At 67.5% G+C, this 26530-nt stretch carries 27 protein-coding genes; 14 read left to right on the plus strand and 13 right to left on the minus strand.

Going from position 1 to position 26530, the window contains the following annotated elements; translation table 11 throughout:
* Nucleotide 1: 1 nt before the first annotated feature.
* The 10 genes from WMK75_RS05430 to WMK75_RS05475 form a co-directional block, all read right to left on the minus strand.
* Complete coding sequence (locus tag WMK75_RS05430) at nt 2-202, minus strand: hypothetical protein (protein WP_347266642.1); 201 nt, start codon at nt 200-202, stop codon at nt 2-4.
* Nucleotides 203-212: 10 nt separating this feature from the next.
* Nucleotides 213-1667: a cytochrome D1 domain-containing protein gene (locus WMK75_RS05435; protein ID WP_347266643.1), complete on the minus strand. Its 1455-nt coding sequence runs from the start codon at nt 1665-1667 to the stop codon at nt 213-215.
* Nucleotides 1642-2859 carry a heme d1 biosynthesis radical SAM protein NirJ gene (gene nirJ, locus WMK75_RS05440; RefSeq protein ID WP_347266644.1) on the minus strand — a complete coding sequence of 406 codons (1218 nt, stop codon included), beginning with the start codon at nt 2857-2859 and terminating at the stop codon, nt 1642-1644. The genes WMK75_RS05435 and nirJ overlap by 26 nt, the downstream gene beginning before the upstream one ends.
* A 13-nt stretch (nt 2860-2872) precedes the next feature.
* Nucleotides 2873-3355 carry an AsnC family transcriptional regulator gene (locus WMK75_RS05445; RefSeq protein WP_347266645.1) on the minus strand — a complete coding sequence of 161 codons (483 nt, stop codon included), beginning with the start codon at nt 3353-3355 and terminating at the stop codon, nt 2873-2875.
* Nucleotides 3352-3825: an AsnC family transcriptional regulator gene (locus tag WMK75_RS05450; protein WP_347266646.1), complete on the minus strand. Its 474-nt coding sequence runs from the start codon at nt 3823-3825 to the stop codon at nt 3352-3354. Before WMK75_RS05450 ends, WMK75_RS05445 begins: the two co-directional genes overlap by 4 nt.
* Complete coding sequence (locus WMK75_RS05455; protein ID WP_347266647.1) at nt 3822-4781, minus strand: AsnC family transcriptional regulator; 960 nt, start codon at nt 4779-4781, stop codon at nt 3822-3824. The genes WMK75_RS05450 and WMK75_RS05455 overlap by 4 nt, the downstream gene beginning before the upstream one ends.
* The gene (locus tag WMK75_RS05460; protein ID WP_347266648.1) at nt 4781-5929 is read right to left on the minus strand and encodes a cytochrome D1 domain-containing protein; all 1149 of its coding nucleotides are present in this window, start codon (nt 5927-5929) and stop codon (nt 4781-4783) included. Before WMK75_RS05460 ends, WMK75_RS05455 begins: the two co-directional genes overlap by 1 nt.
* The gene (locus WMK75_RS05465) at nt 5929-6228 is read right to left on the minus strand and encodes a cytochrome c (protein ID WP_347266649.1); all 300 of its coding nucleotides are present in this window, start codon (nt 6226-6228) and stop codon (nt 5929-5931) included. The genes WMK75_RS05460 and WMK75_RS05465 overlap by 1 nt, the downstream gene beginning before the upstream one ends.
* A complete protein-coding gene (gene cobA, locus WMK75_RS05470; protein WP_347266650.1) occupies nt 6221-7003 on the minus strand; it encodes a uroporphyrinogen-III C-methyltransferase in 783 nt (260 codons plus the stop codon). The genes WMK75_RS05465 and cobA overlap by 8 nt, the downstream gene beginning before the upstream one ends.
* Nucleotides 7004-7071: 68 nt before the next feature.
* A complete protein-coding gene (locus WMK75_RS05475; protein ID WP_347266651.1) occupies nt 7072-8859 on the minus strand; it encodes a nitrite reductase in 1788 nt (595 codons plus the stop codon).
* A 136-nt stretch (nt 8860-8995) separates the two neighbouring features.
* Here WMK75_RS05475 and WMK75_RS05480 point away from each other — a divergent pair, with 136 nt between their 5' ends.
* The 7 genes from WMK75_RS05480 to WMK75_RS05510 all read left to right on the plus strand — a co-directional run bounded on the left by WMK75_RS05480 (nt 8996) and on the right by WMK75_RS05510 (nt 17757).
* Complete coding sequence (locus WMK75_RS05480; RefSeq protein WP_347266652.1) at nt 8996-11038, plus strand: 4Fe-4S binding protein; 2043 nt, start codon at nt 8996-8998, stop codon at nt 11036-11038.
* A complete protein-coding gene (locus WMK75_RS05485; RefSeq protein ID WP_347266653.1) occupies nt 11035-12207 on the plus strand; it encodes an NnrS family protein in 1173 nt (390 codons plus the stop codon). Before WMK75_RS05480 ends, WMK75_RS05485 begins: the two co-directional genes overlap by 4 nt.
* Nucleotides 12204-13064, plus strand: a complete 861-nt coding sequence (locus WMK75_RS05490) for an FAD:protein FMN transferase (RefSeq protein WP_347266654.1) — start codon at nt 12204-12206, stop codon at nt 13062-13064. Before WMK75_RS05485 ends, WMK75_RS05490 begins: the two co-directional genes overlap by 4 nt.
* A gap of 92 nt (nt 13065-13156) precedes the next feature.
* On the plus strand, nt 13157-13609 hold the full coding sequence (locus WMK75_RS05495; RefSeq protein WP_347266655.1) for a cytochrome c: 453 nt from the start codon (nt 13157-13159) through the stop codon (nt 13607-13609).
* 13 nt (nt 13610-13622) lie between these two features.
* Nucleotides 13623-15011 (plus strand): cbb3-type cytochrome c oxidase subunit I, encoded by a 1389-nt coding sequence (locus WMK75_RS05500; RefSeq protein WP_347266656.1) that lies wholly within the window; start codon nt 13623-13625, stop codon nt 15009-15011.
* Nucleotides 15012-15014: 3 nt separating this feature from the next.
* Nucleotides 15015-15827, plus strand: coding sequence for a CbbQ/NirQ/NorQ/GpvN family protein (locus WMK75_RS05505; protein WP_347266657.1), 813 nt, complete (start codon nt 15015-15017; stop codon nt 15825-15827).
* A gap of 10 nt (nt 15828-15837) precedes the next feature.
* Complete coding sequence (locus WMK75_RS05510; protein ID WP_347266658.1) at nt 15838-17757, plus strand: nitric oxide reductase D protein; 1920 nt, start codon at nt 15838-15840, stop codon at nt 17755-17757.
* A 20-nt stretch (nt 17758-17777) separates the two neighbouring features.
* Here WMK75_RS05510 and WMK75_RS05515 read toward each other — a convergent pair whose 3' ends face one another.
* A complete protein-coding gene (locus tag WMK75_RS05515; protein ID WP_347266659.1) occupies nt 17778-18452 on the minus strand; it encodes a Crp/Fnr family transcriptional regulator in 675 nt (224 codons plus the stop codon).
* A gap of 71 nt (nt 18453-18523) precedes the next feature.
* A complete protein-coding gene (locus tag WMK75_RS05520) occupies nt 18524-19459 on the minus strand; it encodes a LysR family transcriptional regulator (protein WP_347266660.1) in 936 nt (311 codons plus the stop codon).
* Nucleotides 19460-19648: 189 nt separating this feature from the next.
* On the opposite strand from WMK75_RS05520, the gene WMK75_RS05525 reads away from it, so the two are divergent.
* Genes WMK75_RS05525 through WMK75_RS05550 form a run of 6 tightly spaced genes read left to right on the plus strand, consistent with a single transcriptional unit; the run spans nt 19649 to nt 25860 of the window.
* Nucleotides 19649-20848, plus strand: coding sequence for an ABC transporter substrate-binding protein (locus WMK75_RS05525; protein WP_347266661.1), 1200 nt, complete (start codon nt 19649-19651; stop codon nt 20846-20848).
* Nucleotides 20849-20851: 3 nt separating this feature from the next.
* Nucleotides 20852-21631, plus strand: a complete 780-nt coding sequence (locus WMK75_RS05530; protein WP_347266662.1) for an ABC transporter ATP-binding protein — start codon at nt 20852-20854, stop codon at nt 21629-21631.
* Nucleotides 21628-22332 carry an ABC transporter ATP-binding protein gene (locus tag WMK75_RS05535; RefSeq protein WP_347266663.1) on the plus strand — a complete coding sequence of 235 codons (705 nt, stop codon included), beginning with the start codon at nt 21628-21630 and terminating at the stop codon, nt 22330-22332. Before WMK75_RS05530 ends, WMK75_RS05535 begins: the two co-directional genes overlap by 4 nt.
* A 2-nt stretch (nt 22333-22334) precedes the next feature.
* Entirely contained in the window at nt 22335-23222 is an 888-nt protein-coding gene (locus tag WMK75_RS05540) for a branched-chain amino acid ABC transporter permease (RefSeq protein WP_347266664.1), read from the plus strand.
* Between the two features lies 1 nt (nt 23223).
* Entirely contained in the window at nt 23224-24222 is a 999-nt protein-coding gene (locus WMK75_RS05545) for a branched-chain amino acid ABC transporter permease (RefSeq protein WP_347266665.1), read from the plus strand.
* A 36-nt stretch (nt 24223-24258) separates the two neighbouring features.
* Nucleotides 24259-25860 carry a GMC family oxidoreductase N-terminal domain-containing protein gene (locus WMK75_RS05550; RefSeq protein WP_347266666.1) on the plus strand — a complete coding sequence of 534 codons (1602 nt, stop codon included), beginning with the start codon at nt 24259-24261 and terminating at the stop codon, nt 25858-25860.
* Between the two features lie 15 nt (nt 25861-25875).
* Here the strand turns inward: WMK75_RS05550 and WMK75_RS05555 are convergent, their stop codons facing one another.
* Nucleotides 25876-26022, minus strand: a complete 147-nt coding sequence (locus WMK75_RS05555; RefSeq protein ID WP_347266667.1) for a DUF1127 domain-containing protein — start codon at nt 26020-26022, stop codon at nt 25876-25878.
* A gap of 338 nt (nt 26023-26360) precedes the next feature.
* On the opposite strand from WMK75_RS05555, the gene WMK75_RS05560 reads away from it, so the two are divergent.
* Nucleotides 26361-26495 carry a hypothetical protein gene (locus WMK75_RS05560; protein ID WP_347266668.1) on the plus strand — a complete coding sequence of 45 codons (135 nt, stop codon included), beginning with the start codon at nt 26361-26363 and terminating at the stop codon, nt 26493-26495.
* Nucleotides 26496-26530 lie beyond the last annotated feature (35 nt).

Below are 26530 nucleotides of genomic sequence, written 5' to 3' on the forward strand. Positions count from 1 at the left end.
TTCAGGTGCGTTCCAGCAGCCTGCGGATCCAGCGCGCCGCGGCCCAGGCCGCCGGCACGCCAAGGCCCAGCGAGACCCAGATCGCGCGCGCCGGCGACAGCACCTCGGGGCCCAGCCAGCTGAGCAGAAGCGAGGCCATGAACAGGTTGATCCAGACCGCCGAAGCCGCGAAGGGATAGAACAGCAGGGCCAGTTTCGGCACCGACCACAGTTCAGTGGCTGGTTCCGTCTTCGAAGGTGATCTTGTTCCAGACATTGTATTTTCCTGACGGCTTGCGCATCGGCAGCCGTTTGACTTCCTCAAGCGTCTTTGCATCATAGACCACGACCGCGCCGTCGTCTTCCCAAAGCGACACCAGCACGTGGCTGCCGTCGCGGGTGAATTCCGTATGCGCAAAGGTCTTGCCGGGGAAGGGGGCCAGCGTCTGGACGATTTCCAGCGTGTTCTTGTCGATGATGTGCATCTTGTCCTTGTTCGGGCCAAAGAACACATCTGCCCAGACATAGGGGCTGGAGGCATGGCCGCGCAGGAAAAAGCCCGGCCCGTCGGTCTTGATCTGCTTGACCAGCGACCAGTCCTGCATGTCGATGACCGACAGCACCCCTTCGCCCAGATGCGGGGTGGCCATGACGCGGCGGCCGTCGCGTTCCCAGGTGATGCCCGAGCCCAGATGCGGCATCCCCGGCAGCGGCAGTTCCGCCACCTTGTGGCCGTCGTCAAGGTCGATCACCACGCCCTTGTCGCCCTGGCGATTGGCGCCGATCAACTGGCTGTAATCGGGCGAGAAAAAGAAATCGTCCAGTGGCTCGTCGATCGGGATGCGGCGGAGCGACAGGTCGCGCGAGGACACTTCCCAGACCTCGGGCGCGTCCTTCAGCGCCAGCACGAAGCTTTCGCGCGTCGGCGCCTGATAGACGGCGCTGACGCGGCTGGGCTTGCCTGCGACCTCGGTGGCGATCACCTTGACCGGGTTCAGGTCGGAATCGAGGATGGTCAGGCTCTCCGGCAGATAGTTCGCCACCGCGATGCGGCCGCCGTCCGGGCTGATGGCGATATTGCGGCTGTTCAGCGCGGCGCGGATGCGGCCGACCTCATGCAGGGCCCAGATGTCGTATTTCTGCACCCAGCCGTCGCGCGACATGATGTAGACGAAACGCCCGTCGGGGCTGAACTTCGGGCCGCCATGCACGGCAAAGGGCGTGGCGAAACGATCCAGCACCTCGAATGTGTCGCCGTCCAGCACGCTGACATGGTGATCGCCGGTTTCCACCACCAGCGTGATGTTCAAGGGATCGGCCTTGAACACCGGCGCGGTGACCGGGCGGTAGTCGGCGTTCATCTGCCGGCTTTCGGCGATCTGCGCCAGGCTCCATTCCGGCACCCTGTCCAGCGGCGCCTGCACATAGGCGACCAGCGCCGAGATCTGTTCGGGCGAAAGCCGGTCGGCAAAGCCCTCCATCTGCGTCGAGACCCGGCCCTCGGCGATGATCCCCTCGATGCCCTTCAGCCGCCCCAGCGTTTCCGGGATCAGCGCCGGGCCGGTGCCGCCCAGCCGGTCCTCGCCATGGCATGAGGCGCAATGTTCGGTGAAATCGCCCGCCGCATCGGCATGGGCAGCCAGCGGCGCGGCCAGCAGCAGGCTAATGGAAACGATGCGCCGGATCATGGCTTTTCCCCCGGAATGGCGTGACGGCAAGGCGCGCGGCGTCGGCGACGCCGATTTCCTGCGCCGAAAGATAGCAGGCCGGGTCCTCGGCCCAGGGATCGCCGGTCAGTTGCAGCGCGCGGATGCGGGTGTTGCCACCGCAGACCGCCTGATGCGCGCAGGCGCCGCAGCGGCCCTTCAGCGGCCGCGGCCGCGTGCGCAGCGTCGCCAGCATCGGGTCGTCCCCGGTCCAGATTTCTGAGAACGGCCGCTCCTTGACCGAGCCCAGCGTATAGTCCGACCAGTAGGTGTCGGGGTGCACACGGCCCTGCGGGTCGATATTGCCCACCCCCAGCCCCGAGGAATTGCCGCCCCAGCTTTCCAGATGCGCGCGCAGATGCGCCACCGCATCGGGGGCAAAGCGCGCGGTGGCCCAGTTCAGGAAATAGACGGCGTCGGCGTCGTTGTTGCCGGTGACGACCTCGAGGCCCTCGCCCCTTTCCACCGCCGCCCAGGCGCGCTCGATCAACAGGTCCATGGCGCGGCGGGTGTGGTCGTGTTCGGCATCCTCGCCCCGGTGCTTGTCGCCGCGCCCGGCATAGACCAGATGCGACAGATAGAACTTGTCCACGCCCTCGTCGCGGCACAGGTCCAGCATGGCGGGCAGATTGTGGCCATTGCCCTCGGTCAGGGTAAAGCGCAAGCCCACCTTGACGCCGCGCGCCTTGCAGGCCCGCACACCGGCCAGCGCCTGCTCGAATGCCCCCTCGACGCCGCGGAACCAGTCGTTGACCGCGCCGATGCCGTCAAGCGAGATGCCGACATAGTCAAAGCCCAGATCCGCCAGCCGGTCGATATTGCCGGCATTGATCCTGGTGCCGTTGGTCGAAAGCGACAGGTGGCGGAAATCCTGCCGCCGCGCCTCCTCGGCCAGTTCCCAGAAGTCGAAGCGCGACATCGGCTCGCCTCCGGAAAGGATCAGCGCCGGAATGCGGAAATCCGACAGGTCGCGCAGCACATCCATGGCCTGGTCATGCGTCAGCTCGCCCGGGAACGGCCGGTCGGCCGAGACGGTATAGCAATGGCGGCATTTCAGGTTGCAACTGCGCGTCAGGTTCCAGATCACCACCGGCTTGACGCCGCCGGCAGAGGCGCGGCGGCGCACCGGGGTCGGGTCCAGAAGCTGGTGCATGTATTGGGTCAGGCGGAACATGGGGGCCTCTCTTTCAGCCTTCGCGCAGGCGCAGGCCGGTCTTTTTCAGGATCCGGGTGGAATAGAGGATGTCATCGGCGCGAAGCGCGGCGCCCAGCAGGTTACGGACCTGCGTGCGTTTTTCCTCGACTTCGGCGCGGGTATGGCCGTGCAGCATGGCAAACAGGTTGTAGCGCCAGACCGGGGCGCGCGGGCGCAGATAGCAATGGCTGACGAAATCCAGCGCCCCGATCCTCGCGCCCAGGTCCAGCGCCTGCGCGTCATCCACGTCCCAGACGCTCATGCCATTGGCGGTCATTCCCAGCGCATAATGGTTGGGGGCGATGGCGATGCGGCGGATGACGCCGCGATCCTGCATCGCCGACAGGCGGGCGATGACCTCGGATTCGGACAGCTCCAGATCGCGCGCGATCTGCGCATAGGGGGCGGCGACCAGCGGCAGGCCGGCCTGGGTGGCGGCGATCAGGCGCCGGTCGGTCGGGTCGGGCGTGCTCATGCCGCCACCCGGAAGCCGATGAAGAATTCATGCTGCTTGGGGAATTGCCAGACGGTCAGCCCGGTCTCGGCCTCGATGGCGCCGGCCGTGGCGCCGATGCCTTCGGGCGTCGGCGTGGCCAGCACGAACCACATGTTCAGCGCATGGTCGCGGGCATAGTTGTGCGCGACCTCGGGATGGGCGTTGACCAGATCCGCGATACGCTCGAATTCGGCCTCGGGGGCGGAAAGCGCGCACAGGCAAAAGGCGCCGCCCATGGCGGCGGCGTCGAAGAACGGGCCGAAGCGGGTGATGGCACCGATGTCGCGCAGGCGCGAGAGGCGCGCGATCAGCGCCTCGCCCGACAGTCCCAGGGCGGCGCCGGCATCGTCATATGGGTGCGGCGTCAGGGGAAATCCCTCTTGCAGGGCATTCAGGATGGCGCGGTCGGTTGCGTCCAGCGCCCCTGTGGGCAGGGTCTTGCGGCTCATGCGGCGGCCTCGGTGATGATGGCGCCCCGCTGGCGGAAACAGCGGGTGGAAAACAGGATGCGGTGCTCGGCCCCGGCCAGTTCCGGCAGGGCGCGGGCGCGGCTGAGCACCGCCAGCGCCTCGGGGCGGGTGCGGGCGTGGATCATGCAAAACAGCGGCCAGTCCCAGGTGCCGGGCAGGGTGCGGCGCTGATAGCACAGCGTGACGCCGGGCACGGCGGCCAGCGCCCGGCCGGCGGCGGTGATGGCTTCATCGGGCAGGCGCCAGACCACCATGGCGTTTTCGCGCCAGCCAAGCGCGCGATGGCGCACGATGACGCCGACGCGGGTCAGGATGCGGGCGTCGGCCAGCGCGCGGATGCGGGCGATCACCGCGTCTTCCGCACCCAGCGCGGCAAAGGGGCGCGCCACCAGCGGCAGGCCCGAGGACAGCGCCTGCATCAGTTCGCGGTCGCCTTCGCGCAGCGCTGTCATGTCGGCGGGCCGGTCCAGCGCCATGCTGCGGCGCGGCCCCGACAGCGGAAAGCCAAGGTCGATGTTGAAGGCGCGAACCAGCGGCAGCGACAGCACGGCAAGCCCCGTCGCGGCCTCGATCCGGGCCAGGCTTTCGTCAAGGCGCGGCTGGTCGGGGGCGGTGGCAACGAACCACAGGTTCCAGTCGTCGCCCTCGCGCAGGTAGGAATGATTCACGCCCGGCTCGGCCCCGACCAGGGCGGCGACCTGATCGACGCGGGCCTCGGGCACCCGCAAGGCCGCCAGCGTCGAGGCGCCGGCGGTGTTCGGCCGGCAGGTGGCCCCCACGCGCGAGATGCGCCCCGCCCCCAGCAGGCGGGCCAGCCGTGCGATCACCTCGGGTTCGGTGGTGCCCAGTTGCAGGGCCATGGCGGCGAAGGGGTGCGGCACCAGCGGCAGGTCGCGCTGGAAATCGTCAAGCAGGCGCAGGTCCAGATCGTCCATCACAAGCCCGTCCTGTGCGCGCGGTCGGTAAAGAAGATGCCGGAAGGTGCGCGGGCCTCGATCTGGCCCAGCACCTCGCGGGTGCTTGTGTCGCGGATCTCGACGCGGTTCTCGTCGCGGACGGAAAGCCAGACTTCCTGGCCGCGCGGGGCGAATTCCATGTGCAGCACGCCCTTGCCCGGGGTCAGCGTGTCGATCACCTGCCGGGTCAGCGTATCGACGACCTGCAGCTTGTCATTGTTCGGCGGGGCGAAATTCACCCATACCTCGCGCTTGTCGGGGCGGGCCAGGGCAAAGACCGGCTGGCCGGCCAGTTCGGTGCGCCCGGTCTCGGCCAGGGTGCCGGCATCGACCCACAAAAGCTGGTGCAGGCCCACGGCGGGCAGGGCATAGATGCCGTCGGCCAGGGTCCAGCCCTGCAGATGCGGCATCTTGTAGACCGGCAGATCGGGCTGGTCCTTGCCGTAATCGGGCAGGAAGCGCGTCACCTGCGGCGGGTCCTGCCACAGATCGACCTGCGCCAGCCCCTTTTCGCCAAAGAGGCCGACGATGTATTTGCGCCCGTCCGCGGTCAGCAGCGCGTCATAGGGATTGGCGCCAACGTCCTTGAGCGTGGTGATCGCGGGATTTGCCGGGTCCTTGGAGTGATCCAGCAGCCAGACCTCGCCGGTATCCCAGGTGGCGACGACAAAGCGCGAGCCCGGCACATCGGCGATGCCCACCGTCTTGGAGCCCATGGGCACGTCCGCGACCAGATCCAGCGTCTCGGCGTCAAAGACCTTGACCCCGCCGGGTTCGTAATTCGCCACCGCGATCAGCCGGCCGTCGTCCGAGATCGCGCCGCCGATGGAATTGCCGCCCTGCACCACGCGCTTGACGATCTGCCGCGTCAGGATGTCCACCTTGGTCAGCCCGCCGTCGCGGCCAAAGACATAGGCAAAGCGTTCGTCCGGGGAATAGACGAGGCTTGCGTGCGACAGATCGCCCAGGCCCTCGATGCGGCCCAGGGCGGCGCGTTCGCTGCGGTCCACCACCAGCAGCGAGCCGGCCTCGCGCTCGACGATCAGGCCAAGATCGCCGGTGCCGCGCAGATCGTCGGCCAGTGCCGGGGTGGCAAGGATCAGGGCGGCCAGCAGGGTCCTAAGCATCAGTTCACATCCTTCAGAAGATAGTCGGCGATCCAGCGCGCCTCGTCCTCGCTCAGCAGCGGCCGCCAGCCGGGCATGGCGGTGCCGGGCATGCCGTCCAGCACGATGGCGGCCAGATCGGCCGGGTCGCGCCCGGCCAGGGCCTCGGGGGTGATCGCCCGGCCCAGCCCGCCGGTCATGCGCAGCCCGTGGCACGAGCCGCAGTCCTGCCGCACCAGATGGCGCAGTTCCGCGGCGCGGTCCTCGGTGATCGGGCCGGCGCCGGCCAGCAGCATCAGCAGGGCGAAAAGCCTAGCCATGCGCCGCCAGCCGCACATCCGGCTGCAGCACCTGTCCGGCCGGCACCGGCTGCACCTCGGCCATGGCCGCGACATGGCCGATGACGAACAGCAGGGGCGCCGGCAACGGCGTCAGCGCCAGTTCCGCGGCGATGGCCGCGAGCGGCGCGCGCAGCCGCCGCTCGCGCGGGGTGCTGGCCTGCGAGATCGCCAGCACCGGCAGGTCGGCCGGCATGCCATGGGCGATCAGCTCGCGCGCGATCTCGGCCATGTTGGCGGCGCCCATGTAGACGGCGAGCGTCGTCTGCGGATCGGCGAGCGAGGCCCAGTCCAGGTCCAGCGCCTGGTCGCGCGCGCGGTGGCCGGTGACATGGCGCAGCCCGGTCGCCAGCCCGCGATGCGTCAGCGGAAATCCCGCCGCGGCCGAGGCCCCCTGCGCCGCGGTGATGCCGGGCACATATTCGCAAGCGATGCCGGCGGCGGCCAGCGCCTCATGCTCTTCGCCGCCGCGGCCAAAGATCGTGGGATCGCCCCCCTTCAGCCGCGCCACCACCAGGCCGGCGCCGCCCAGTTCCACCAAAATCTCGTTGATGCGCTCCTGCGGCACCGGATGAAACCCCGACGCCTTGCCGACCGCGATTCGGCGGATGCGGGCCGGCACCAGCGCCATGATCTCGTCCGACACCAGCCGGTCATGGACCACGACATCGGCCGATTGCAGCAGCCGCAGCGCGCGGACGGTCAGCAGGTCCGGATCGCCCGGTCCCGCACCGATCAGATAAACCTTGCCCTTCATCGCGAACCCCGTTTCCTCAAGCTGCCTGGGCGGGGGCGCTGACCGCCCCCGCCCCTGGTTGCCGGCGATCAGTAGACGTCGCCCTTGGTGTTGAAGACGTTGAACTTGCCGGTCGGGGTGACCAGACGCTTGTCCTTGATGACGTGCTTCAGTTCCAGGGTCTTGTCGTCCACCACGACGATGGCCGATTCCTCGTCCTTGCCGTTCCAGACGCTGAACCAGACCTCGGTGCCGTCCTTGTTGAACTCGCCCTGCACGACGCGGGGCTGGCCTTCCGAGATGCCGGCCCATTCGGCGATGGGCAGGGTCTTGAACTCGGGGTCGGTGCTGTCGCCTTTCATCTGAGTGACATCGAAGACCGCGACCGAGCCCGAGATCTCGGCCTCCGGGTTCAGGGTGGCATCGACATAGAGGTGCTTCGAGGTCGGGTGCGTCTTGACGAACAGCGAGCCGCCACCAAGCGCCGGGAAGCTGTCGACGATCTTCCAGGCATTGTCGGGGAACTTCTCGGGGTCGGTGCCGATCAGCGCGATCGAGTCGTCGCCCATGTGCGAGGTCGCCCAGACCGGCCCGAAGGTCGGGTGGACAAAGTTCGCGCCGCGCCCCGGGTGCGGGGTCTGGCCGCCGGTGTCGGTGATCGCGGCCAGCTTGCCTTCCTTGGTGTCGATGACGACCAGCTTGTTGCGCGCGTTCGCCGCGGTGATGAAATACCGGTGCGAGGCGTCAAGCCCGCCGTCGTGCAGGAAGCGCTCGGCGCCGATCTCGGTGGTCTTGAGGTTGTCGAGGTCGGTATAGTCCACGAGCAGGATCTTGCCGGTTTCCTTGACGTTGACGATGAACTCGGGCCTGTAGTGGCTGGCGAGGATCGCGGCCACGCGCGGTTCCGGGTGGTATTCCTGCTCGTCGGTAGTGACGCCGCGGGTGGACTTGATCTTGAGCGGCTCGAGCGTCGCGCCGTCCATGATGACGAATTGCGGCGGCCAATAGGCGCCGGCAATGGCGTATTTGTCCTCATAGCCTTCCATCTTCGAGGTCTCGATCGAGCGCGCCTCGGCGCCCACCTTGATCGTGGCGACGACGGCCGGCTCCTTCATCCACAGGTCGATCATGTCGACCTTGGCATCGCGGCCGATCACGAACAGATAGCGGCCCGAGGCGGACATGCGGCTGATGTGCACGGCATAGCCGGTCTCGAGGATCGACTTGATCTCATAGGTCTTGCCGTCGATCAGCGCAACCTCGCCGGTGTCGCGCAGGGTGACGCTGAACAGGTTGTCCAGGTCCCAGTCGTTTTCCTGCTTGGTCGGACGGTCCTCGGGTTTGACGTGCAGCTTCCACGATTCGCGCATTTCCTTCATGCCGAATTCCGGCGGCGCGGCCGGGTCGAGCATCAGGTATTTCGCCATCAGGTCCACTTCCTCGGGCGACAGCTGGCCCGAGGTGCCCCAGTTGGGCATGCCGGCGGGCGAACCGTAGGTGATGAAGCTTTGCAGATAGTCAAAGCCCAGCTCGCGCGTCAGGTCGGGGGTCAGCGCCTTGCCGGTCGCGCCCTTGCGCAACACGCCGTGGCAGCCGGCGCAGCGTTCGAAATAGATCTTGCTCGCCTCGGTGAAATCGGCCTCGGAGAGGGCCTCGACGCCCTCGGGGGCGCCGGGGGCGGTGACCGGCTGCTGCGACAGGTTGTCGAGCGAGGGCTCGTAGCGGTTGTCGGTCCGGGTCTTGTGATCCTCGAGCTTGGTCTTGATATCGGCAGAGGGCGCCTGATCCTGGGCGACAGCGGCAAGCGGCCCAAGGACGAGGGCCAGTGCTGCCGAGGCCAGCAGGCCGGGTCTGGCGAATGGGGTCCGATGTCTCATTCTGGCTTTCCTATGTGCTGGAGCGCGTTCCCAGGCATTGATCGGCAAGATTCGCCCCCGGGTCTTTGATGCAGGTCAATGTTCACCTGCGACATTCGCGCGATGAGCGAATTCACAACCACCGGGGTTCAGGACCATGACCGGCGATTCCCTGTTCGCACGCATCCGAATTCTGGCGTCGCTGCTGGCGCTGCTTGTCCTGGCGCTGCCCGCTGCGGCGGCCGAGCCGCTCTCGGTGCCCGATCCGCGCCTGGCGCAGGAACTGTTCGGCGCCGAGGGCGCGGTGGTCCTCGACCGCCAGGAAACGCCGGTGCCGGGCTGGCAGGTGACGCAGGACGGCAAAGTGCTGGGCCTGATCGGTTCAAGCTGGGAGATCGGCGGCACCACCGGCTATTCCGGCAAGCCGCTGGACGTGCTGGTGGCGGTGAATCCGCAAGGCGTGATCGCTGGCGCGAAACTGCTGCGCCAGACCGAGCCGGTGCTGAGTCTTGGCATCTCGGACGCGCAGATCGTCGCCTATGTCGACGCCTTTCGCGGTGTCGATCTGTCGCAGGCGGCGGCGGCGGACCGCAAGCTGCCGCCGGTGATCTCGCGCGCCACGGTCTCGACCGGGGTGATCCGCGACGGCATCCTGCGCGTCGGCCGGGTGCTGGCGCAGGCGCAGGGCCTGGGCGGCGGCGGCATCGACCGCGTGGGCTTTCACCCCGCGACCTGGGCCGACCTGCTGAACGAACAGGCCTTCGGCCACCGCCTGGTGACCATGGCCGATGCTGCCCAGGCCTTTGCCGGCGCCAAGGTGCCGCTGGAGCCTTCGGACGCGCCCTTCCTGGAACTTTACGCCGGCATCATCGACACGCCCACGGTCGGGCGCAACCTGCTGGGCGAGCAGGCATTCGCCGCCGCCATGGGCGGGCTCGGCCCCGACGAGGCGCTGGTGGCGGTGATGTCGCGCGGCCTTTACAGCCCGCGCGGCACCGAATGGCGCCGCTCGGGCCGGTTCGAGCGCATTGCCTTCGAACAGGGTGCCACCCGGATCGAGCCGCGCGACACGGATTTCACCCTGGTCGAATCGCTTGCCCTGCCGGATGCGCCGGAATTCAAGGAAATCAGCCTCTTCCGGATCAATGTCGGTGCGACCGGCATCGACCCGCACCAGCCCTTCGACCTGGTGGTGACCGCAAGGCGGCCGCTGGCCAACGGCACCGAGGCCAGCTTGCCGATCCGCGCCACCATCCGCCTGCCGACCGCCTTCATGGTCGCTGAACCCGCCGAGACGCCGCTGTGGCAGGAATTCTGGTGGAAAAAGATCCCCGGCATCCTGGTCGTGGGCGTCATGCTGTTCGTGCTGGCGCTGATCCTGTTCGGGCAGGAGGCGCTGGTGCGCCGGCCCAAGCTGTGGCGGCGGGTGCGGCTGTCCTATCTGGCGGCGACGCTGTTCATCCTCGGCTGGTGGCTGAACGGGCAGCTTTCGGTGGTGCAGGTCGTGGCCTTCCTGAACGCGCTGTTTTCAGGCTTTCACTGGGAAACCTTCCTGATCGAACCGATCATCTTCCTGATCTGGTCGGCGGTGGCGCTGGGGCTCTTGTTCTGGGGCCGCGGGGTGTTCTGTGGCTGGCTGTGCCCCTTTGGCGCGCTGCAGGAACTGATGAACGCGGTTGCGCAAAAGCTGGGGGTGCGACAGATTGCCGTGCCGCAGGGCCTGCACGAAAGGCTCTGGGTGATTAAGTACACGCTGTTCGTGGCCATCGTGGCCCTCAGTTTCTACAGCATGGAGCAGGCGTTGCTGCTGGCCGAGGTCGAGCCGTTCAAGACCGCGATCTCGATGCGGTTCATGCGCGCATGGCCTTTCGTGCTGTTCGCGCTGGCGGTGCTGGCGGGGGGGCTGTTCATCGAGCGCTTCTATTGCCGCTACCTGTGCCCGCTGGGCGCCGGGCTGGCGATTCCGGCCAAGCTGAAGATCTTCGACTGGCTGCGCCGCCGCCCGCAATGCGGCCGCGAATGCCGGCTGTGCGAGACGAAATGCACCGTCGGTGCCATCGACCCGCTGGGCCGGATCAATCCCAATGAATGCGTGCTATGCTTGCGCTGCCAGGTCGTGATGAACGACCCGCAGACCTGCCCGGTGCTGAAACGCCGTGCGCGGGCCGAACCCGCGCCAAAGGAGACGAAGACGACATGAAACCTGACCATCTGTTTTCCGCCGGCTGGCGGGTGTTCTTCCTGGCCGCCGGCCTTTGGGGGGTGCTTTCGGTGGCGCTCTGGCTGATGTGGTGGTGGACGGGTTCGGATGGCGGGCTGGGCGTGGCACCGCAGCTCTGGCACGCGCATGAGATGATCTTTGGCTATGCGGTGGCGGCGATCGGCGGGTTCTTCCTGACCGCGGTGCCGAACTGGACCGGCGCCAAGGAGGCGCCCGAGCGCTTCATCCTGCTGGTCTCGGGCCTGTGGCTGGCGGGGCGGCTGGCGGTCGGCCTGTCCGGCGCCCTGCCGGCGGCGCTTGTCGCGGTCGTGGACCTTGCCTTCCTGCCGGTGCTGGCCGCCAAGATCCTGACGCAGCTGATGGTGCGGCCCAAGCCGCAGAACATGATGTTCCTGCTGCTGATCTCGATGCTGTGGCTGTCGAACCTCATGGTGCATCTGGAATGGATGGGGCTGGCGGGGACCGAGATGCAGGGGCTGCGCGCCGGGCTGTTGACCGTCTGCGCCATGATCGCGGCCATGGGCGGGCGGGTGACGCCCGCCTTTACCCGCAACGCCATGCTGCGCGAGGGGCAGGAGGCCCGCCTGCCGGTCAGCCACCAGAAGCTGGATCTGGCCGGCACGGCGCTGGCCATCCTGACCGCGCTGACCATGCTGATCGGCCTGCCGGACGCGGTGACGGGCACGCTGGCACTGCTGGCGGGCCTTGCGGCGCTGGCGCGGCTTTCGGGCTGGCGGGCGCTGGCGCTGCCGGGCCAGCCCATCGTCTGGGCGCTGCATCTGGGCTATGGCATGCTGGCGCTGGGGTTCATCGCCTGGGGTCTGGCGCAGCTGGGCCTTGGTTCCGAAATCGGCGCCCTGCACCTGCTGGGCATCGGCGGCATCGGCGGCATGACCGTCGCGGTGATGAGCCGCGCCGCCCTGGGCCACAGCGGCCGCGCCCTGGTGGCGCCGCGCCCGGTGGCGCTGGCCTATGCGCTGATGCCGCTGGCGGCGATCCTGCGTTGGGCGGGCTCGGAATGGGCCGGTCTTTACGGGCTGGGCGTGGTCGGGGCCGCCCTGCTGTGGTGCCTGGCGCTGGCGCTTTACACGGTGGCGCTGTGGCCGGTGTTCTTTGCAGCGCGCCCGCGCGGCAAGGTGGCGGCATGAACCGGCGCCGCTTCCTGATGCTGGCCGCCTGCGCGGCGCTGCCGCATCGGGCGGCGGCGCTTGAGACCTGGCGCGGCCAGGCCATGGGCGCGGATGTCTCGCTGCGCCTTGCCGGGGCCAGCCCGGCGCAGGCGCGGGGCTTTTTCGACGCGGCCACGCGCGAACTGGCCCATGTCGAAAGCCTGTTCTCGCTGCATCGCGATTCGGATCTGGTGCGGCTGAACCGCGACGGTCGGCTGCGGTTTCCCGCCGAGGGCATGCTGGAGCTGCTGGCGCTGACCGAGCGGCTGCACCGCGCCACCGGCGGCATGTTCGACCCCAGCGTGCAGCCGCTGTGGCTGGCGCGGGCCACCGGCCGGGACGAGGCCGCGGCGCGGCGCCTGACCGGCTGGCAGGAGGTGGAGTGGTCGGCGCAAGAGATCCGCCTCGGGCGGCCCGGCATGGGCCTGACCTTCAACGGGCTGGCGCAGGGCTGGGCCGCCGACCGGCTCGCGCGCGCCGCCGCTCGCCACGACCTGACCGAGGTGCTGATCGACTGTGGCGAGCTGCGCGCCCTTGGCCCCTGGGAGGCGGGCATTGCCGATGCCGGGGGCGGGGTGCTGCGCCGCATCACCCTCAGCGACCGGGCGCTGGCCACATCGTCACCCTCGGGGACGCGCATCGGGCCGCGCGATCTGCCCCATATCATCGCCCCCGACGGGCGCATGCCGCTCTGGCGCACGGTCTCGGTCAGCGCCCCCGAGGCGGCGGTCGCCGACGGTCTGTCCACGGCGCTGTGCCTGCTCGGGCGCGATGCGGCCGAGGCCGCCGCGGCGCAGTTTCCCGGCGCGGGCATTGAGTTGCTCGCCGTTTCGTGAGAATAATCAGGACGCTTGACTTACATCAATGAAAGACCTGGCCCCCGGGGCCAGTAGAGCATATCCGATAATAACAGATAGGGACCCGCGTCATGAGCGAAATCATGACCAAGAGCATGGCCCGGAACGTCTTTTACGGCGGGTCCATATTCTTCATCTTGGTCTTTGGTGCATTGACTGTACACAGCCACATCTACGCCCGCACCAAGGCGGTGGATGAAAGCAAGCTCACGGCCTCGGTGGTCGAGGGCAAGCACATCTGGGAACGCAATGCCTGCATCAACTGCCACACGCTGCTGGGCGAGGGCGCCTATTTCGCCCCCGAGCTTGGCAATGTCATGCGCCGTTGGGGCGTGCAGGACGACCCCGAATCCGCGACCGAGACGCTGAAAAGCTGGATGCAATCCATGCCCACCGGCATCGAGGGCCGCCGGCAGATGCCGTCCTTCGAGCTGACGGACGAGGAATACAAGGCGCTTGCCGACTTCCTGCTGTTCACCGGCACGATCAATACCCAGAACTGGCCGCCAAACGACGCCGGCTGAGGGGGACATAGCAATGAGATACCAAACGCAACGCATCGCCTATGCCTATTTCCTGGTGGCCATGGCGCTGTTTGCCCTGCAGGTCACCTTTGGCCTGGTAATGGGCTATATCTATGTGAACCCGAATTTCCTGTCGGAACTGCTGCCCTTCAACGTGGTGCGCATGCTGCACACCAACGCGCTGATCGTGTGGCTGCTGCTCGGGTTCTTCGGCGCCACCTATTACATCCTGCCCGAAGAGGCCGAGCGCGACATCCATTCGCCGGCGCTGGCCTATCTGCAGTTGTTCGTGCTGGTCCTGGGCACGCTGGGGGCGGTGGTCACCTACCTGTTCAACCTGTTCAACGGCAGCTGGCTGTTCGGCATGCAGGGGCGCGAGTTCCTTGAACAGCCGACCTGGGTCAAGCTGGGCATCACCGTCGCCGCGGTGATCTTCATGTACAACGTCAGCGTGACGGCACTGAAGGGCCGGCGCACGGCGGTCACCAACGTGCTGCTGCTGGGTCTCTGGGGCCTGGTGGTGCTGTGGCTGTTCGCCTTCTTCAACCCCAACAACCTGGTGCTGGACAAGCAGTACTGGTGGTGGGTCGTCCATCTGTGGGTCGAGGGCGTCTGGGAACTGATCATGGCCTCGATCCTGGCCTTCCTGATGCTGAAGCTGACCGGCGTCGACCGCGAGGTGGTCGAGAAATGGCTTTACGTCATCGTCGCCACGGCGCTGTTCTCGGGGATTCTCGGCACCGGGCACCACTACTTCTGGATCGGCCTGCCGGCCTACTGGCAGTGGATCGGCTCGATCTTCTCGAGCCTCGAGATCGTGCCCTTCTTCGCCATGATGTCCTTCGCCTTCGTCATGGTCTGGAAGGGCCGTCGCGACCACCCGAACAAGGCCGCGCTGGTCTGGAGCCTGGGCTGCACGGTGCTGGCCTTCTTTGGCGCCGGCGTCTGGGGCTTCCTGCACACGCTGCACGGGGTGAACTACTATACCCACGGCACGCAGATCACCGCAGCACACGGCCATCTGGCTTTCTATGGTGCCTATGTCTGCGTAGTGCTGGCGCTGGTGACCTTCACCATGCCGATCCTGAAGAACCGCGATCCCTACAACCAGGTGCTGAACATGGCCGCCTTCTGGCTGATGTCCTCGGGCATGGTGTTCATGACGGTGACGCTGACCTTCGCCGGCACGGTGCAGACGCATCTGCAGCGCGTCGAGGGCGGGTTCTTCATGGATGTGCAGGACGGGCTGGGGCTGTTTTACTGGATGCGCTTCGGCTCGGGCGTGGCGGTGGTGCTGGGTGCGCTGCTGTTCATCTATGCCGTGCTGTTCCCCGGCCGCGAGGTCGTCAGCGCCGGCCCGGTGCAGTCGCACAAGGACGGCCATCTGGAGGCTGCGGAGTAAGCCATGAACGCGCATGCGAAAACCACGACGGGGGGGGCGGCCAACGCCCCCTTCTACCTGCCGCAATCGGACGAGGTCTCGGTCTTCGAGGCCGCGGCCGCCAACGACCTGCCGGTGCTGCTGAAAGGCCCGACCGGCTGCGGCAAGACCCGCTTCGTCGCCCATATGGCGGCGCGGCTGGGCCGGCCGCTTTACACCGTGGCCTGCCATGACGACCTGTCGGCCGCCGACCTGATCGGGCGCTATCTGCTGAAAGGCGGCGAGACGGTCTGGACCGACGGCCCGCTGACCCGCGCCGTGCGCGAGGGCGCGATCTGCTATCTCGACGAGGTGGTCGAGGCGCGCAAGGATGTGACCGTGGTGCTGCACCCGCTGACCGACGACCGCCGCATCCTGCCCATCGACCGCACCGGCGAGGAGATCGAGGCCGCCCCCGGCTTCATGCTGGTGGCCAGCTACAACCCAGGCTACCAGAACATCCTCAAGACGCTGAAGCCCTCGACCCGGCAACGCTTCGTGGCGCTGGAGTTCGATTTTCCCGAAGCCTCGCGCGAGACCGAGATCGTCACCCGCGAAAGCGGCCTCGACGCCGACCGCGCCTCGCGGCTGGTGCGTCTGGCCGGCAAGATCCGCGGCCTCAAGGGCCAGGACCTCGAGGAGGGTGTCTCGACGCGTCTGGTGGTCTATGCCGCCAGCCTGATCGCGCGCGGCATGAAAATCGACCGCGCCATCGAGGCGGCGATGATCGAGCCGCTGACCGACGATGCCGAGGTCAAGCGCGGCCTGCGCGACCTGACCGCGGCCATCTTCGGCTGAGGGGCGCGGCATGGGACTGGACATCGAACCCTGGGAGCCCGAAGAGACCGTCGGCAAGCTCTGGCACAACTGGGCCAGCAGCTTTGGCGCGCCGCAGGAATTCGACGAACAGGCGGTGCAGCTGGCCGAGGTCTCGGGCCGGCTGGCGGTGCTGTTTCGCGGCCTCGGCGGCGCCCCCTCGATCGAGATCCGCCCCGCCGCCACGCAAAGCTCGCGCCATCGCATCGGCTGGTGGCGCCGCATCGGCACCGTGGCCGAAAGCCTGCCCGTCACCCGTTTTGACGGCGAGATCCTGCGCCTGCCGGAACGTCTGGCGGTGCTGCCCACGCGCGAGGCGAATGGCACGCTTTACCTGTGGCTGGCCGCCTGCGCCGCGCATGGCACACTGAGCCACCCGCCCGCCGACCCGCTGGCGCGCGATCTGGCGCAACTGGGCGCGGCGCGACGCGCGGTCGCGGCGACGCTCGAGGATGCGCCGGGGCTGGCCGGGCTTTACCACGACCTTTGCGCCATGGCGCTGTCCCTGCGCCCGCGCGACCCGCTGCCGCCCGCCGAGGCGGCGATGGAGGCGCTGGTCTGCCATCTTCTGGGCGATCCCGGGCCGCTGCCGCCGCAGTCGCAGGAATGGCTGGCGATGCTGGACGCCCCCGAGGCCACGGCGCCGCGCGGCTATCTGCCGCTGCGGCCGGTGGCGCTCTGGCCCGATTTCACCCTGCCCGAGACGGCCGCGGCCGCAGCCTCGGGCGAGCAGCCCGACGGCATCGCCGCCGATCACGCCAATCCGCGCATGTTCCGCGCCCGGCGCCGCAAGAGCGACCAGCCCGAGCGCCGCGACAGCCTGATCCTGCACAAGTTCGAGGCCCTGCTGAGCTGGGCCGATCTGATGAACCTGAACCGTCATGTCGATGACGACGACGAGGACGACGCCAAGAAGGCCGCCGAGGACATGGAGGAACTGGGCATAGGCCAGATCTCCAAGGCGCCGGCGACACGGCTGCGCCTGCATCTGGACCTTGCTCCCGAGGACGCCGACCTCGAGGCGGTGGCGGGCATCCACACCTATCCGGAATGGGACGCGCGCCGCGGCCGCTATCTGCCCGACCATGTGCGGGTGCTGGAGAACCGCGCCGCCGAGACCGACGAGCCGCTGAGTTCCGACCCGCAGGCGCCGCGCCGCATCCGTGCCGTGCGCCGCCAGTTCGAGGCGCTGCGCCCGGGCCGCATCACCACCTCGGGCCATCGCGACGGCGAGGAACTGGACGCCGAGGCCGTGGTGCGCTCGGCCGCGGACCTGCGCGCGACCGGCCAGGGCAGCGACCGCATCTGGCGCCAGTCACGGCCGCTGGCGCGCAGCCTTGCGGTGTCGATCCTGCTCGACGTGTCGCGTTCGACCGAAAGCGCGGTCACCGGCCGGGCGGTGATCGAGATCGAGCGCGAGGCGCTGGCGGCGCTGGCCTGGGGGCTGGAGGCCTGCGGCGACCGCTTTGCCATCAACGGCTTTTCCTCGCTCAAGCGCGACCGGGTGTTTCTCAGCACCTGCAAGGGCTTTGACGAGCCGATGAGCCCCGGCATCGAGCGGCGCATCGCCAGCCTGCGCCCGCGCTTTTACACCCGGCTGGGCGCGGGCATCCGCCATGCCTCGGCCGGGCTGTCGGGCCAGGCCAGCAGCCGCCGGCTCTTGCTGGTGATCACCGATGGCAAGCCCAACGATCTGGACCATTACGAGGGCCGCCACGGCATCGAGGACAGCGCCCGCGCCGTGCGCGAGGCGCGCATGGCCGGCCATGCCGTCCACGGCATCGCCGTCGAGCGCGAGGCAAAAAGCTGGTTTCCGCGCATCTTTGGCCAGGGCGGGTTTTCCCTGATCCCGCATCCGGACCGGCTGATGGAAGCGCTGCCGCTGATCTATCGGCAACTGGTCGGGCGATGATCGCCCGATCCGTCCGGCGGTCAGTCCAGCACCAGCGCCCGCAGTTCGGCGATGTCGGCGATCACCGCGCGGTCGGCCTCGATCTCGACCCCGTGCTTGCGCAGCCGGGCGAAGGCGCGCGACAGGCTTTCGGGCTGCATGCCCAGGTGGCCGGCGATCAGGCGCTTGTTGTAGGGCAGCTTGACCTCGGCCTCGCCTTCCTCGGCGTCGGTCAGGTCGGCGAGGAACTGCGCCACGCGCTGCACGCCGGTATGGGCCTTGAGCTTTTCGATCTGCTCGACCAGCCCGTGCAGATGCACGAAGGTCGAGGCCAGCAGGCCGATGGCGAAATCCTGGTTCTCGAGCAGGAACTGGCGCAGCCGCGCACCGTCGATCTGCAGCAGCGTGCAATCCGAGATCGCCTCGGCCGAGACCGGATAGGGCGTGCCGCGCAGCGCCATTGCCTCGGCAAAGCTGCGGTTGCGACCCAGGATCGACACCACCGCCTCGCTGCCATTGCTGGTGATGCGCGACAGTTTCACGAAACCGTTCAGCACGATGAACACCGCGCGCGCCGGATCGCCCTGCATGAAGATCATCTCGCCCTCGCTGTAGCTACGCCGCACCGCGTCCTTCAGCAGCCGCTCGCGCATGTCCGGCGCAAGACCGCTGAGCAAAATGGATTTCTTCACGGCCTCGGGGAGGGGCGTGTTCATCGGCCTGTCGTCCTTCTTTCCAGTCGCGGCCATATTCGCATGCCGCGCCGGCAAGGAAAAGGGTGCGCCCCCTAGCGCGGCGGGCGCGGATCCCCGGGCGCCGCGCGCTCGGGGGGACGGATCAGCTGCGGCCCGCCTTCGCGCAAGGATTCGCCCAGAAAGCCGATTACCGCGCGTTCGCGCCGCATCATGCGGTTGTCGCGGTGGCAGGTCAGCCAGTAGCTGCGCACCAGTCGCACCTGCCGGGGCAGGACGATGCGCAGCTCGGGGTATTTGACTGCGATGAAATGCGGCAGCACCACGATGCCCAGCCCGGCGCGCGCCGCGGTCAACTGGTTGAAGATGCTTGAACTTTTCACCGACGCCCGGATCGCCGGGTGGATCTCGCCCAGGTAATCCAGGCCGGGGGCAAAGATCATCTCCTCGATATAGCCGATGAAGCGGTGCTGGTGCAGGTCGTCGCGACGGGCAAGGGGCGGTGCCTGATCCAGATAGGCACGCGTCGCGTAAAGATGCAGCGTGTAATCGGCCAGCCGTTCGGATCGGTAGGGACCGTTCGTCACCGGATCCAGCGTGACCGAGATCTCGGCCTCGCGCCGCGACAGCGACAGCACCTGCGGCAGGGTGATCAGTTCGAGCAGGATCAGCGGAAAGCGCCGGGTGAAGCCGGGAAGGAACTCGCGCGAGAACAGGCTGGCAAAGCCCTCGGGCAGCGCCAGGCGCAGCGGCCGGGCCTGGCCGGTGCTGCCGCCCTGCTGCAGCGGGATCTGCGCCGCCGCCTCCTCCATGCGCTCGGCGGCCTCGACCAGGCGCAGGCCGGCGGGGGTCGGCTCATAGCCGCGGGGGTTGCGTTCGAACAGGCGGGTGTGCAGCGATTCCTCGAGCCGGTCGATGCGGCGCGACACGGTGACATGCGAGGTGCCCAGCCGGCGCGCGGCGCGCGACAGTTGTCGCTCACGCATGAGCGCGAGGAAAAACTGCAGATCGTCCCAGCTGAGATTGGCCATCTGTTCGGATTCGGACACAAGCTGTATGAAATTAAACCTTTCTGAACACTTGTGTCAAAAGACGATTGCCCGCATCCTGCCGCAACGGGTCGAGGGGCGGCGAACAGAATCGCCGGCCGGCCCGGAACGACAACAAGCCGACCCGGTGGGGCAGCCGCCCGCCAGGCGCGTTCAATGGGGAGAAGATGAATGCGGAAATTCCTGCTGTCGACCGCCGCGGTCGGCCTGATCGCCACGCCCGCCCTGGCCGATGTGTCCGACGGCAAGGTCAAGATCGGTATCCTGAACGACCAGTCCGGCGTCTATGCCGATTTCGGCGGCAAGTTCTCGTATGAGGCGGCGAAGATGGCGGCTGAGGATTTCGGCGGCAAGGTGCTGGGCGCCCCGATCGAAATCGTGACCGCCGACCACCAGAACAAGGCCGACATCGGCGCCAATATCGCGCGGCAGTGGTATGACACCGAACAGGTGGACAGCATCATGGAACTGACCTCCTCGGCGGTCGGTCTGGCGGTGCAGGCGCTGAGCCTGGAAAAGAAGAAAATCACCATCAACACCGGCGCAGCGACCACCGAACTGACCGGCAAGCAATGCACCCCCTATGGTTTCCACTGGGCCTATGACACGCATGCGCTGGCCGTGGGCACCGGCGGCGCGCTGGTGAAGGAGGGCGGCGACAGCTGGTTCTTCCTGACCGCCGACTATGCCTTTGGCTATTCGCTTGAGGAGCAGACCTCGGAATTCGTGAAATCGCAGGGCGGCACCGTGGTCGGCGCGGTCCGCCACCCGCTGGCGACCACCGACTTCTCCTCCTTCCTGCTGCAGGCGCAGTCCTCGGGCGCCAAGGTCATCGGCCTGGCCAATGCCGGCATGGACACGCAAAATGCCATCAAGGGCGCGGCGGAATTCGGCATCACCCAGGGCGGACAGAAGCTGGCGGCGCTGCTGTTCACCATCGCCGAGGTGAATGGCGTCGGGGTTGACGCCGCGCAGGGGCTGAACCTGACCGAAAGCTTCTACTGGAACCGCAACCCGGAAAGCGCCGAATTCGGCAAGCGCTTCTTCGAGCGCACCAAGGCCATGCCGAACATGAACCATGCCGGCACCTATTCGGCCGTGACCTCCTATCTGAAGGCGATCGAGGCCGCCGGCACCGATGAGACCGAGGCCGTCGCCGCCAAGCTGCACGAACTGCCGGTCCATGACGTGTTCGCCGAGAACGGCAAGGTCGCGCCCAACGGCCGGATGATCTCGGATGTCTATCTGATGGAGGTCAAGACCCCTGCCGAAGTGACCGAACCCTGGGATTACTACAAGGTGCTTGCCACCATCCCGGGCGAGCAGGCCTATCTGGACCCGGCCAAAAGCGGCTGCCCGCTGGTCAAGTAAGCCATGACCAGTGTTTCTGCCGCAACGCAGGACCAGCCGCGGGTGGTGCTTTCCGCCCGCGGCCTGGGCAAGGATTTTTCCGGCTTCACCGCCGTCAACAATGTCGATCTGGATGTCGAACACGCCCGCATCCACGCGCTGATCGGCCCGAACGGTGCCGGCAAGACCACGGTCTTCAACCTGCTGACCAAATTCCTGCAGCCGACGCGCGGCCAGATCACCCTGCTGGGCCAGGACATCACCCGGACGCGCCCCGACAAGGTGGCGCGCATGGGGCTGGTGCGCTCGTTCCAGATCTCGGCGGTATTCCCGCATCTGTCGGTGCTCGAGAACGTCAAGGTGGCGCTGCAGCGCCCGAACGGGCTGGCGACACAGTTCTGGCTGCCGCTTTCGGCGCTGGACCGGCTGGACGCGCGCGCCGACGAGCTGATCGGGCAGCTGGGCCTGGCGCAATACCGCGACCACCGCGCCGCCGACCTGTCCTATGGCCGCAAGCGCGTGCTGGAGATCGCCACCACCCTGGCGCTTGAGCCGCAGGTACTGCTTCTGGACGAGCCGATGGCCGGCATGGGCCAGGAGGACGTGCAGATGGTCGCCGGCATCATCCGCGATGTCGCCGCCGAGCGCGCCGTGCTGATGGTCGAACACAACCTCAACGTCGTGGCCGACATCTGCCATCACGTCACCGTGCTGCAACGCGGCGAGATCATTGCGACCGGCGATTATGCCAGGGTCTCGGCCGATCCGCGCGTGCGCACCGCCTATATGGGGACCGACGCATGAGCGCGCCGCTTCTGAACGTGTCGAACCTGCAGGCCTGGTATGGCGAAAGCCATGTGCTGCACGGGGTCGATCTGCATGTCGACGAAGGCGAGATGATCTGCATTCTCGGCCGCAACGGCATGGGCAAGACCACGACGCTGCGCACGATCATGGGGATATTGCGCAAGCGCAGCGGCAGCATCGAATTCGCCGGCCAGGACATGATGGGGGTGCCGCTGCACCGGACCGCCCGCGCCGGCCTTGGGTTCATCCCCGAGGAGCGCGGCATCTTTGCCAGCCTCTCGGTCGAGGAAAACCTGATGCTGCCGCCGAAGGTGGCCGAGGGCGGCATGTCGGTCGCCGAGATCTATGAGCTGTTCCCGAACCTGCAGGAGCGGCGCAACAGCCCCGGCACCAAGCTTTCGGGGGGCGAGCAGCAGATGCTGGCGCTGGCGCGCATCCTGCGCACCGGCGCGCGCTGCCTGCTTCTGGACGAGCCGACCGAGGGTCTCGCCCCGGTGATCATCCAGGCCATCGGCGAGGTGCTGGTCAAGCTCAAGGCGCGCGGCATGACCGTGGTGCTGGTCGAGCAGAACTTCCGCTTTGCCGCCAAGGTCGCCGACCGTTTCTATCTGATGGACCATGGCAAGATGATCGCCGATTTCCCGGTCTCGGACCTGCCGAACCGCATGGAGCTGCTGCATCGGGAACTGGGGGTATAGACATGACGATGATCTTTGGCGTTCCCGTGCAGGCGCTGATGGGGCAGCTGCTGGTCGGGCTGATCAACGGCTCGTTCTATGCGCTTCTGTCGCTGGGGCTGGCGGTGATCTTTGGCCTGTTGCGGGTGATCAATTTCGCGCATGGCGCGCAATACATGCTGGGCGCCTTCGTGGCGCTGCTTCTGCTGACTTCGGGCGGGGTGAACTACTGGGTTGCGCTGGTGCTGTCGCCGCTGATCGTCGGGCTTTTGTCGGCGGTGGTCGAGCGCACGATGCTGTCGCGGCTTTACAAGCTCGATCCGCTTTACGGGCTGCTGTTCACCTTCGGCCTGGCGCTGGCGATCGAGGGGGCGTTTCGCTATTTCTTCGGCGCCTCGGGCAAGCCCTATGCGCCGCCGGCGCAGCTGACGGGGGCGGTGAACCTCGGCTTCATGTTCCTGCCGATCTATCGCGGCTGGGTGGTGGTGGCATCAGCCGCGGTCTGCCTGGCGGTCTGGCTCTTGATCGAAAGGACCAAGCTGGGCGCCTATCTGCGCGCGGCGACGGAAAACCCGACGCTGGTGCAGGCCTTCGGCGTGAACGTGCCGATGCTCTTGACGCTGACCTATGCGCTTGGCGCCGGGCTTGCGGCGTTCGCCGGCGTGCTGGCGGCGCCGGTCTATCAGGTCAGCCCGCTGATGGGCTCGCATCTGATCATCGTGGTCTTTGCCGTGGTGGTGGTCGGCGGCATGGGCTCGATCCTGGGCGCCATCTTTACCGGCTACATGCTGGGCGTGGTCGAGGGGCTGACCAAGGTCTTTTACCCCGAGGCATCGAATATCGTGATCTTCGTCATCATGGCGATCGTGCTGATCCTGCGGCCTGCGGGCCTTTTCGGAAAGGAAGCCTGACATGGCCGGCAAATCCGGACCCATCGCGGCGGAACATGTCGCCATCCATCCCCTGGCCGGACAGATCCGCACGGCAGCGCTGGTGCTGATGCTGCTGGCGCTGGTGGTGGCGCCGCAGTTTCTGTATCCGATCTTCCTGATGAAGCTGCTGGCCTTCGCGCTGTTCGCCTCGGCCTTCAACCTGCTTCTGGGCTATACCGGGCTGCTCAGCTTCGGACATGCGGCCTTCTTTGGCGGCGCGGCCTATTTCACCGCGCATGCGGTCAAGGAATGGGGGCTGACGCCGGAGCTGGGGCTGCTGGTGGGCGTGCTGGGCGCGGCGGCGCTGGGGCTGGTGATCGGCGCCATCGCCATCCGCCGCCAGGGCATCTATTTCGCCATGATCACCTTGGCGCTGTCGCAGATGTTTTTCTTCTTTTGCCTGCAGGCGCCCTTCACCCATGGCGAGGACGGGCTGCAGGGCGTGCCGCGCGGGCATCTGTTCGGGGTCATCGACCTGATGGTGCCGATGAACATGTATTTCTTCGCGCTGGCGGTGTTCCTGATCGGGCTGCTGATCATCTGGCGCTTCGTGAACTCGCCCTTCGGCATGATCCTGAAATCGATCCGCGAAAACGAACAGCGCGCCATCTCGCTGGGCTATTCGGTGGCGCATTACAAGCTGGGCGCCTTCGTGATGTCGGCGGCGCTGGCCGGGCTTGCCGGCGGGCTGAAGGCGCTGATCTTCCAGTTCGCCACCCTGACCGACGTGGCCTGGCAGATGTCGGGCGAGGTGATCCTGATGACGCTCTTGGGCGGCATCGGCACGCTCCTGGGACCGATCGTCGGCGCCGGGCTGGTGGTGACGCTGCAGAACTATCTGGCGACCTCGGATTTCCCGGTCACCATCATCACCGGCGTCGTGTTCATGGTCTGCGTGCTGCTGTTCCGCCGCGGGCTGGTGGGCGAGTTCTTCGCGTCGAAAGCCGGGCGCCGGCTGGGCCTTCGCTCGGACGCATGAGCCTGTGGCCCGCAAGGGCCGCAAAAGGAGACAGGAATGGAAAGCTGCGATTACATCGTCATTGGCGCCGGCAGCGCCGGATGCGTGCTGGCCAATCGCCTGAGCGCGGACCCGAAGAACCGCGTGCTGCTGCTCGAGGCCGGGGGAAGCGACAATTATCACTGGGTGCATATCCCGGTCGGCTATCTTTACTGCATCGACAATCCGCGCACGGACTGGTGCTTTCGCACCGAAGCCGAACCGGGGCTGAACGGGCGCTCGCTGCTTTATCCGCGCGGCCGGGTGCTGGGGGGCTGTTCCTCGATCAACGGCATGATCTACATGCGCGGGCAGGCGGCGGATTATGACCACTGGCGCCAGTTGGGCTGTGCCGGCTGGGGCTGGGACGACGTGCTGCCGCTGTTCCGCACCCAGGAGGATTTCTACCTTGGCGCCGATGCTGCGCATGGCCATGGCGGCGAGTTGCGGGTCGAGAGCGCCCGCATCCGCTGGGAGGTGCTGGACGCCTTTCTTGAGGCCGCCGCGCAGGCCGGCATCCCGCGCAGCGATGATTTCAACCGCGGCGACAATGAGGGCGGCGGCTATTTCCATGTCACCCAGAAGGCCGGCTGGCGCTGGAGCGCCGCCAGCGCCTTCCTGAAACCCGTGCGCTATCGCCCGAACCTGCGGGTGATGACCGGCGCCGAGGTCGAGCGGCTGCTGATCGAGGCGGGCGAGGTCAGGGGGGTCGTGCTGCACCACAAGGGCCAGCGCCTCGAGGTCCGGGCCGAACGCGAGACCGTGCTGGCGGCGGGCGCGATCGGCTCGGTGCAGATCCTCGAACATTCCGGCGTCGGCCGCGGCGAGGTGCTGCAGGCCGCCGGCATCGCGCCGCAGGTCGAGGTCGCCGCCCTGGGCGAGAACCTGCAGGACCATCTGCAGCTGCGGATGATCTACAAGGTGCAGGGTGTGCCGACCCTGAACGAGAAGGCGTCCTCGCTGCTGGGCAAGGCCTCGATCGGGCTGGAATACCTGCTGAAACGCTCGGGCCCGATGTCCATGGCACCCAGCCAGGCGGGGATATTCACCCGCTCGGGTCCCGAGAAGGCGACGCCGGATCTGGAATATCACGTGCAGCCGGTCAGCCTCGACAAGTTCGGCGACCCGGTGCATCCCTTTCCGGCGATGACCGCCAGCGTCTGCAACCTGCGCCCGGAAAGCCGCGGCTCGGTGCATGTCACCGGCCCGGATTTCCGCGCCCATCCCGCAATCCGGCCGAATTACCTGTCCACTCCGGGCGACCGGCAGGTGGCGGCGCGGGCGTTGGCGCTGACGCGCCGCATCGCCGCGCAGCCCGCCTTCAGCCGCTTTCACCCCGAGGAATACGCCCCCGGCCCGCGCTATCGCACCGAGGAGGACCTGATCCGCGCCGCCGGCGATGTCGGCACCACCATCTTCCACCCGGTCGGCACCTGCCGCATGGGCACGGACGATGGCGCGGTGGTCGATCCGCAGCTGCGCATGCGGGCGCTGGGGCGGCTGCGCATCGCCGATGCCTCGGTCATGCCGAGGATCACCAGCGGCAATACCAATGCGCCGACGATGATGATCGCCGAAAAGGCGGCGCGGATGATCCTTGCGGATGCGCGGGCCGGCTGACCGGCCTGCCCGAGTTCACCAGAAATGCCGGCGCAGCGCCTCGCCCTCGGCCAGGGGCATGGCGGCCGGGCTGCGGTTGTCGGTCACGCCGATGTCCTGCAGGATATGCGCCGGCAGATCGGCCAGCGCCCTGCGGGTGCGCGGATCGTCCAGCTGTGCCATGCGATCCGCGCAGATGGATAGAGCCGGCTTATGCCGGCGCAGGGCATGCAACAGGCCGGAAAAGCCGTGGCCAACGTGATCCGGGCAGGGCGGGGCCGAAATTCTGGACATATGACCCTCCGGGCGATGCAGGATTCGAACCATGCCGCGATCATGCCAGTCTGACGCGGTTCTGACCAACAAAGCCTCGGCAAGCATCCATAAGGCTGGCTTATCTCCATTCCGCCGCTGGCGGCGCTGTGCGCCTTCGAGGCCGTGGCCCGGCACCTGAGCTTTACCCGCGCCGCCCGCGCGAGACCCGGCTGACCGAGGCGGGACGGCGACTGTCCGGCCCCAGGGTGCAGGCCTTCGATCTGCTGCGCGAAACCTATTTCGAAGACGGGGCGGAAACGCGCCCGGTGCTGAGCATCTCTACCCTGCCGACAATCGCCTGCGTGTTTCGCGTGATGGCGGGCGCCCGTTTCGCGCGATGACGGGCATTGATTTCACGCGATCGCGGGCAGCGATT

Source organism: Paracoccus sp. (in: a-proteobacteria), from assembly GCF_039808215.1.
In the GTDB taxonomy this organism is placed as follows: domain Bacteria; phylum Pseudomonadota; class Alphaproteobacteria; order Rhodobacterales; family Rhodobacteraceae; genus Paracoccus.